This window comes from Pseudomonas sp. EU05-FHT14B02 (assembly GCF_058791055.1).
Genome location: NZ_JBYTDD010000019.1, coordinates 119,711 through 128,246, shown reverse-complemented (window position 1 = coordinate 128,246; position 8,536 = coordinate 119,711). Strand labels below are relative to the sequence as shown.

The 8,536-nt window shown below is 58.9% G+C and carries 7 protein-coding genes; 6 read left to right on the top strand and 1 reads right to left on the bottom strand.

Features of this window, described 5'->3' with window-relative positions:
• Positions 1-176: 176 nt before the first annotated feature.
• Positions 177-2,015 (bottom strand): sigma-54-dependent Fis family transcriptional regulator, encoded by a 1,839-nt coding sequence (locus AC3WTM_RS18475; protein WP_102670556.1) that lies wholly within the window; start codon positions 2,013-2,015, stop codon positions 177-179.
• Between the two features lie 372 nt (positions 2,016-2,387).
• Here AC3WTM_RS18475 and AC3WTM_RS18470 point away from each other — a divergent pair, with 372 nt between their 5' ends.
• From AC3WTM_RS18470 to AC3WTM_RS18445, 6 genes are read left to right on the top strand one after another with little or no spacing between them, the layout of a single operon-like run.
• Entirely contained in the window at positions 2,388-3,482 is a 1,095-nt protein-coding gene (locus tag AC3WTM_RS18470; RefSeq protein WP_102670555.1) for an ABC transporter ATP-binding protein, read from the top strand.
• On the top strand, positions 3,482-4,597 hold the full coding sequence (locus AC3WTM_RS18465) for an ABC transporter ATP-binding protein (RefSeq protein WP_102670554.1): 1,116 nt from the start codon (positions 3,482-3,484) through the stop codon (positions 4,595-4,597). Before AC3WTM_RS18470 ends, AC3WTM_RS18465 begins: the two co-directional genes overlap by 1 nt.
• Complete coding sequence (locus AC3WTM_RS18460; RefSeq protein WP_008046507.1) at positions 4,594-5,460, top strand: carbohydrate ABC transporter permease; 867 nt, start codon at positions 4,594-4,596, stop codon at positions 5,458-5,460. The genes AC3WTM_RS18465 and AC3WTM_RS18460 overlap by 4 nt, the downstream gene beginning before the upstream one ends.
• Before the next feature lie 7 nt (positions 5,461-5,467).
• Complete coding sequence (locus tag AC3WTM_RS18455) at positions 5,468-6,268, top strand: carbohydrate ABC transporter permease (protein ID WP_008046506.1); 801 nt, start codon at positions 5,468-5,470, stop codon at positions 6,266-6,268.
• A 10-nt stretch (positions 6,269-6,278) separates the two neighbouring features.
• Positions 6,279-6,551: a DUF2160 domain-containing protein gene (locus tag AC3WTM_RS18450; protein WP_057716585.1), complete on the top strand. Its 273-nt coding sequence runs from the start codon at positions 6,279-6,281 to the stop codon at positions 6,549-6,551.
• 47 nt (positions 6,552-6,598) lie between these two features.
• Positions 6,599-8,341 carry an ABC transporter substrate-binding protein gene (locus tag AC3WTM_RS18445; protein WP_102670553.1) on the top strand — a complete coding sequence of 581 codons (1,743 nt, stop codon included), beginning with the start codon at positions 6,599-6,601 and terminating at the stop codon, positions 8,339-8,341.
• Positions 8,342-8,536: the final 195 nt, after the last annotated feature.

The following is an 8,536-nucleotide window of genomic DNA, read 5'->3' as shown; positions in this document are numbered from 1 at the left end:
CCTTGCTGAAAGGGCAAAGCGAATATCAGCCAAAAGCCAGTTGAGGGCTTTCCCTCAACCATAGAATCTCCCACAGGTTCTGTGGTATGCGCAGATTTTGTGTTCGACACGGACACTGTGGGAGCGAGCTTGCTCGCGATGGTCTCAAGCCGAATATTACCGGTGCGATTCACTCGTCATTCAGTCTGGCGCAGCCGCTTGTAAAGGGTATTGCGACTAACCCCCAACCGCCGCGCCAGATGGGAAATATTCCCCCCAACCGCCTGCAGCTGCCGATTCAACTCCTCGGCATCATCAAGATCAACCGCCAACGGCTCCGGCGTCTCCACCGGTTCCATCTCCAGATCGACAAAAAAATCATCCGGCAAATGCTCCGGCCTTATCGGTTGTTCCTCGGCCATGGCCAGCGCCACCTGTATCACGCTGCTGACCTGGCGCAAATTGCCCGGCCACGGATGGCGGTCGAACAACTCCAGCACCTCACGGCTCAAACCGGCCCACTGGCTCGGCTCCCGGTGCTGTTCCCAGAGGCGTTTGAACAGTGCCTCCTTGTCACTGCGCTCGCGCAATGGCGGCAGCTCCAGGGTCAGGCCACCGATACGGTAGTAAAGGTCCTCACGAAACCGCCCCAGTTGCACCTGTTCGCGCAATGAACGGTTGGTGGCGGAGATAATCCGCAGGTCTACCGGGAACAGCTCGCTGCTACCGACCGGTTGCACGCAACGCTCCTGCAACACCCGCAACAGTCGCGCCTGTGTTGGCAGCGGCATGTCGCCGATTTCGTCGAGGAACAGCGTGCCTTTGTCAGCCTTGCGGATCAGGCCGATGCTGCCTTTCTGGTTGGCGCCGGTGAACGCGCCTTTCTCGTAGCCGAACAGCTCTGACTCGACCAGTTCGGCGGGGATCGCTGCACAGTTCACCGCAATAAACGCCTGTTTGCTGCGGGAGCTGGCCTGATGCAGGGCTTTGACGAAAACTTCCTTGCCGACGCCAGTCTCGCCGTGAATTAACAGCGGAATGTCTTTTTCCAGCAAACGCTCAGCCTGGCGCACAGCTTTTTCCACGCGGCTGTCGCCGAAGTGCAGGGTGTTGAGGCTGATCTCGGCCGGTGTTGGCGCAGTCACGGCAGGTTCGGCGAACATTCGCGGTTGAATCGGAACCTGCTTGGGTCGTTTCAGCAGACACTGGAAGCGATTGCGCCCGGAAGCCTGCAGCGAGAAGGGCAAGCCTTCGGGTTGATTCAGCAACTCCAGCAGCGAGACCTTGAACAGGCTTTCGACACTGACCCGCGACAGGCTGATGCCCAGCAGGTTGTCAGCCCGGCGGTTGGCCGACAGCACCTGGCCGGTTTCATCGAATATCAGCAATCCGGCCCACTGACTATCGAGGTTGTTCAGTCCGGTGTTGAATGTCAGCTGAAAATGCTGGCCATGGAACAGGTTGAGGATCAACCGGTTCTCCACGGTCTGGCTCATCATCTTGACCATACCCAGGGTGTGGGACGGCGGCAGGTAGCTATCGCTGGACACGTCCAGCACCGCGATCACCTTGCGCTCAGTATCGAATATCGGCGCGGCGGAACCGGTCATGAAGCGGTTGGCCTTGAGGAAATGTTCATCGTGCTCGATGTGTACCGCTTGCTCGCAGGCCAGGGCAGTGCCAATGGCGTTGGTGCCGGTGCAGCGTTCCATCCAGCTGGCGCCGGCGCTGAAACCCCGGGCCAGTTTCGGTTCGATAAAGCGCTGGGTGCCCCACGATGTGAGCACCTGGCCCTGATGGTCGGCGAGCATGATCAGGCAATTGGAGTTACTCAGGATGTTCTCGTAGTAGGGCAGCACCTCCTGATGGGTGGTTTGCACCAGTGAGTGCTGGCTCTCCAGCAGTTGCGCGATGCCCGCAGCCGGCAATGGGTCGAATGCCGGCGTGCTCTGATGACTGAGGCCGAACGCGCGGCATCGGGACCAGGAGTCCAGGATGATGGCGTCGTGAGACAGCGGTGAAGCGGGTGCGGCCATGGCAGTCGATCTCTGAGCAAGCTTTTATTGTTGTTATTCAATTACACATCGTGCCCTGTAGGAGCGAGCTTGCTCGCGATGGACGTGAAGTCGCCTCGTTCCTTCAGGCAGCCCTCGTCACGTTGACCTCCATCGCGAGCTCGCTCCTACAAGGGCCGGAAAACGGTCTGTAGAGTGTTGTTCACTAATGTTCATTGTCAACCGTTGAAGTGTTCAGTTGTTCAGTCGCGGTTGTTCATTTGTGTTCAGCAACGAACGTGACTCTGTAGTCATTTTCAGGAATTTCAAACTGAATCAATCGTTTGCAATTTCTGGCACAAATGTCGCTATACAGCTCCGGTCGCTTGACTCCAATAAGAAAAAGGCCGAGCCATGTCACTCACCCTGGAACACGTCAGCCGCACCGTCGAGGGCCAGACCTGGATCGACGATGCCAACCTGAGTTTTGAACCCGGTTCCTTCAACGTTTTGCTGGGTCGCACCTTGTCCGGCAAAACCAGCCTGATGCGCCTGATGGCCGGTCTGGACAAGCCCGACAGCGGCCGCATCCTGATGAACGGCGTCGACGTCACCCAACGGCCCGTGCGCTTGCGCAATGTGTCGATGGTCTATCAGCAGTTCATCAACTACCCGACCATGACGGTGTTCGACAACATCGCCTCGCCGCTGCGTCAGGCCGGTGTTTCCAACGAGCAAATTCAGAGCAAGGTGCTGGAAACCGCGAAGATGCTGCGCATCGAGAAGTTTCTCAAACGCTATCCGCTGGAGCTTTCCGGTGGTCAGCAACAACGCACGGCCATGGCCCGGGCGCTGGTCAAGGACGCCGAGCTGATCCTGTTCGACGAGCCACTGGTCAACCTCGACTACAAATTGCGCGAAGAGCTGCGCCAGGAAATGCGCGAGCTGTTCAAGGCGCGCCACACCATCGCGATCTACGCCACCACCGAGCCCAACGAGGCCCTGGCCCTGGGCGGCACCACCACCATTCTTCACGAAGGCCGGGTGATCCAGAGCGGCCAGTCTTCGTCGGTCTATCATCAGCCGCAAACGGTGCTGGCGGCGGAGCTGTTTTCCGAGCCGCCGATCAACCTGATGCCGGGGCGCATTGCCGGCAACGAAGTGAGTTTCGCCAATTTCGTGCACTTCCCGCTGAACGTCGATCTGCGCCCGGTGGGCGAGGGCGAATTCCGTTTCGGCGTGCGACCCAGCCATATCTCGCTGGTGCCGAGCAACGACGATGACCTCGAATTGGCGGTGACTGTCGAAGTCGCGGAAATCAGTGGCTCGGAAACCTTCCTGCACGTGCGCAACGAGCATTTCCTGCTGGTGCTGCACTTGCCCGGCGTTCACGAATACGACGTCGATGCGCCGATCCGCATCTACATCCCGACCCATAAACTGTTTGTGTTCGATACGCAGGGGCGGCTGGTCCAGGCGCCGGGCCGGCGTGTCACGAGGGTTGCCTGATGGCCGAAATCCGTTTGCAGAACCTCGCCCACAGCTACACCAAGACTCCGGTGGGACCGGAGGATTACGCGATCCGCGAGATGGACCACATCTGGGAGCAGGGTGGCGCCTACGCGTTGCTTGGCCCATCGGGCTGTGGCAAATCAACCTTGCTCAACATCATTTCCGGGCTGCTCAGCCCGTCCCAGGGCCATGTGCTGTTCGACGGCAAAGCGGTCAACAACCTGACCCCGGAGAAGCGCAACATCGCCCAGGTTTTCCAGTTCCCGGTGGTCTACGACACCATGACGGTGTTCGACAACCTCGCGTTCCCCTTGCGTAACCAAGGCATGGCCGAGGCGAAGATCCACACCAAGGTGCAGGAAATCGCCGAAGTTCTCGACCTGCAGAACCTGTTGAGCAAAAAGGCCCGCAACCTCACCGCCGACGAAAAACAGAAAGTCTCCATGGGGCGTGGCCTGGTGCGCGACGACGTGTCGGCGATCCTGTTCGATGAACCGCTGACGGTGATCGACCCGCACCTCAAGTGGAAACTGCGGCGCAAGCTCAAGCAGATCCACGAACAGTTCAACATCACCATGGTCTACGTCACCCACGATCAGCTGGAGGCCTCGACCTTCGCCGACAAGATTGCGGTGATGTACGGCGGGCAGATCGTGCAATTCGGTACGCCAAGGGAGTTGTTCGAGCGCCCGAGCCACACCTTTGTCGGCTACTTCATTGGCAGCCCCGGGATGAACCTGATCGAGGTGCAGCCGCAACCGGGTGGCGTCGGTTTCGCCTCGACTCACCTGCCGCTGCCCGAGGTGATGCAGAAGCGTATTGCTGAATCGGAGTGGAAAACCCTGAAGGTCGGCATTCGTCCGGAGTTCGTCCATGTGTGGGACGAAGCTTTTGATGACGCGCTGCGGGCCCAGGTCGTACACGTCGAAGACCTGGGCACCTACAAGATCATGACCCTCAACCTCGATGGCGTCCCCCTGAAAGTGCGCCTGGCCGAAGACAAACCGGTGCCGCAAGGCACGGCCTACATCAGTTTTCCGGCGCAGTGGCTGATGGTCTACGCCGATGAGTTTCTGCTTGAAGCCAATGCCAACCAAGAGGCGCAGCCATGAACAAGGTGCAGAACAACAAGGCCTGGTGGCTGGTGCTGCCGGTGTTCCTGCTGGTGGCGTTCAGTGCGGTGATCCCGATGATGACCGTGGTCAACTATTCGGTGCAGGACATCTTCGACCAGTCCAGCCGCTACTTCGTCGGCGCCGACTGGTACAAGCAGGTGCTGCTCGATCCGCGCCTGCACGACTCGTTGCTGCGTCAGTTCATCTACTCGGCCTGCGTGCTGTTGATCGAAATCCCGCTGGGGATTGCGATTGCCCTGACCATGCCGACCAAGGGGCGCTGGTCGTCGGTGGTGCTGATCATCCTGGCGATTCCATTGCTGATCCCGTGGAACGTGGTCGGCACCATCTGGCAGATCTTCGGCCGGGCCGACATCGGTCTGCTGGGGGCGAGCCTCAAGGCCATGGGCATCAGCTACAACTATGCGGCGAACACCATGGACGCGTGGGTCACCGTACTGGTGATGGACGTCTGGCACTGGACCTCGCTGGTGGCGCTGTTGTGCTTCTCCGGCCTGCGGGCGATTCCGGATGTGTATTACCAAGCGGCGCGGATCGACCGTGCCTCGGCCTGGGCGGTGTTCCGGCATATCCAGTTACCCAAGCTCAAGAGTGTGCTGCTGATCGCGGTGATGCTGCGCTTCATGGACAGTTTCATGATCTACACCGAGCCCTTCGTGCTTACGGGTGGCGGTCCGGGCAATTCCACGACCTTCTTGAGCCAGACCCTGACGCAAATGGCGATCGGGCAGTTCGACCTGGGGCCGGCCGCCGCATTCTCGCTGGTGTACTTCCTGATCATCCTGTTGGTGTCCTGGCTGTTCTACACCGCCATGACTCACTCCGACGCCAACCGCTGAGGCCATCATGAGCAAGAGAAAGCTGATTCCACTGCTGATCTACATCCTGTTTCTGCTGGTGCCGATCTACTGGTTGCTGAACATGTCCTTCAAGAGCAACAGCGAGATCCTCGGTGGCCTGACGTTGTTTCCGCAGGATTTCACCCTGGCGAACTACAAGGTGATTTTCACCGATCCGAGTTGGTACACCGGCTACATCAACTCGGCGTACTACGTGAGCCTGAACACGATCATTTCCCTGACCGTGGCCTTGCCGGCGGCCTATGCGTTCTCGCGCTACCGCTTCCTCGGTGACAAACACCTGTTCTTCTGGCTGCTGACCAACCGCATGGCGCCACCGGCAGTGTTCCTGTTGCCGTTCTTCCAGCTGTATTCCTCGATCGGGCTGTTCGACACGCATATCGCGGTGGCGTTGGCGCATTGCCTGTTTAACGTGCCGTTGGCGGTGTGGATTCTGGAAGGCTTCATGTCCGGCGTACCCAAGGAGATCGACGAAACCGCTTACATCGATGGCTACAGTTTTCCCAAGTTCTTCGTGAAGATTTTCATCCCGCTGATCGGCTCCGGCATCGGCGTCACGGCGTTCTTCTGCTTCATGTTTTCCTGGGTCGAACTGCTGCTGGCGCGAACCCTCACTTCGGTGAACGCCAAACCGATCGCAGCGGTGATGACCCGCACGGTCTCGGCATCCGGTATTGACTGGGGCGTGTTGGCGGCGGCGGGTGTGTTGACCATCCTGCCGGGCATGTTGGTGATCTGGTTTGTTCGCAACCACGTGGCCAAGGGCTTTGCCCTGGGCCGGGTATGAGGAACTGATGATGGAATGGATGAGCTGGACCGTCCCCACGGCGGCGTTCTTTGGTGTCATTGCCTTGATCCTGGTGGGCATGACCACCTGGGAATTGCGTTCGCCGAGCGTGCTCAGGCGAGGTTTTCTACCGATTGCCACCACCCGTGGCGATCGGTTGTTCATCGGTCTTCTCGGCAGCGCCTACCTGCATTTGCTGGTAATCGGCGTCACCGACTGGAGCATCTGGGTCGCCTTCGCGATGTCCCTGGTGTGGCTGTTGGCTGTGATGCGTTGGGGCTAGTCGAATCGCTCGGCAATGTTGCTCCGAAACTCAATAAGGAGGTCTCTATGTTCGACAAAAACAATAAGCTGCGACATAGCATTTCATTGGCAGCCATGCTGGCACTCAGCGGTTTGAGCGCATCTGCCTGGGCTGATGCCTATGAAGACGCGGCGAAGAAATGGATCGGTAGTGAATTCAAGCCGTCCACCCTGACGGCCGATCAACAATTGGAAGAGCTGAAGTGGTTCATCAAGGCGGCGGAGCCGTTTCGCGGGATGAGCATCAAAGTGGTGTCGGAAACCATCGCCACCCACGAGTATGAGTCCAAGGTACTGGCCAAGGCCTTCACCGAGATCACCGGGATCAAGCTGACCCACGACCTGCTGCAGGAAGGCGACGTGGTGGAAAAGCTGCAGACCCAGATGCAGTCGGACAAGAACATCTATGACGGCTGGGTCAACGACTCGGACCTGATCGGTACACACTTCCGCTACGGCAAGACCGAATCGATCACCGACCTGATGGCCAACGAGGGCAAGAACTTCACCTCGCCGACCCTCGACATCAAGGACTTCATCGGCATCTCCTTCACCACCGCGCCGGACGGCAAGATCTATCAGCTGCCCGACCAGCAGTTCGCCAATCTGTACTGGTTCCGCGCCGACTGGTTCGAGCGTGCGGACCTGAAGGCCAAGTTCAAGGAAAAGTACGGCTACGAGTTGGGCGTACCGGTGAACTGGTCGGCCTATGAAGACATCGCCAAATTCTTCAGCGAAGACGTCAAGGAAATCGACGGCAAGCGCGTTTACGGGCACATGGATTACGGCAAGAAAGACCCGTCGCTGGGTTGGCGTTTCACCGATGCCTGGTTCTCCATGGCAGGCGCTGGCGATAAAGGCATACCTAACGGCTTGCCGGTGGACGAGTGGGGGATCCGCGTCGAGGATTGTCATCCGGTCGGTTCCAGCGTGACCCGCGGTGGCGACACCAACGGCCCGGCAGCAGTGTATGCGACCACCAAGTACGTTGACTGGATGAAGAAGTACGCGCCACCGGAAGCGGCGGGCATGACTTTCTCCGAATCAGGTCCCGTGCCATCCCAGGGCAACATCGCCCAGCAGATCTTCTGGTACACCGCGTTTACCGCCGACATGACCAAGCCTGGCCTTCCGGTGATGAACGCCGACGGCACGCCGAAATGGCGCATGGCGCCGTCGCCGAAAGGTCCGTATTGGGAAGAGGGCATGAAGCTCGGTTATCAGGACGCCGGTTCCTGGACATTCATGAAGTCCACGCCTGAGAAGCAGAAACTGGCGGCTTGGCTATACGCGCAGTTCGTGACCTCGAAAACCGTGTCGCTGAAGAAAACCATCGTCGGCCTGACCCCGATCCGCGAATCGGACATCAACTCGCAGGCCATGACCGACCTGGCGCCGAAACTCGGTGGCCTGGTGGAGTTCTATCGCAGCCCGGCCCGCGTGCAATGGACCCCGACCGGGACCAACGTGCCTGATTATCCTCGCCTGGCGCAGTTGTGGTGGAGCCACATCGCCGAAGCCGCCAGCGGCGAGAAAACCCCGCAAGAGGCGCTGGATGGCCTGGCCAAGGATCAGGACGCAATCATGACCCGTCTGGAACGCTCGAAGGCACAAGCCACCTGCGCCCCGAAAATGAATCCAGAGCGCGATGCTCAATACTGGTTCGACCAACCGGGCGCACCGAAACCGAAACTGGCGAACGAAAAGCCTAAGGGCGAAACGGTGAGCTACAACGAGCTGCTGAAGTCGTGGGCGGATGCGCGTAAGTAACTGTTTGGGAGTGTGAAAGGCGAACGGCACCGGAAGGTGCCGTTTTTGTTTTTGTTGGAACCACAAAACAAACTTGAATTTCTCTACAAAGGCTTCTTTGAAGGCTGTTGTAGGAAAAAGACATTTCCTTTTGACGAAACTTCTTAATCGTTCAGATGGCCCTGCCGGAGGAGTCGCGACGCTGTTAGCGTCCGC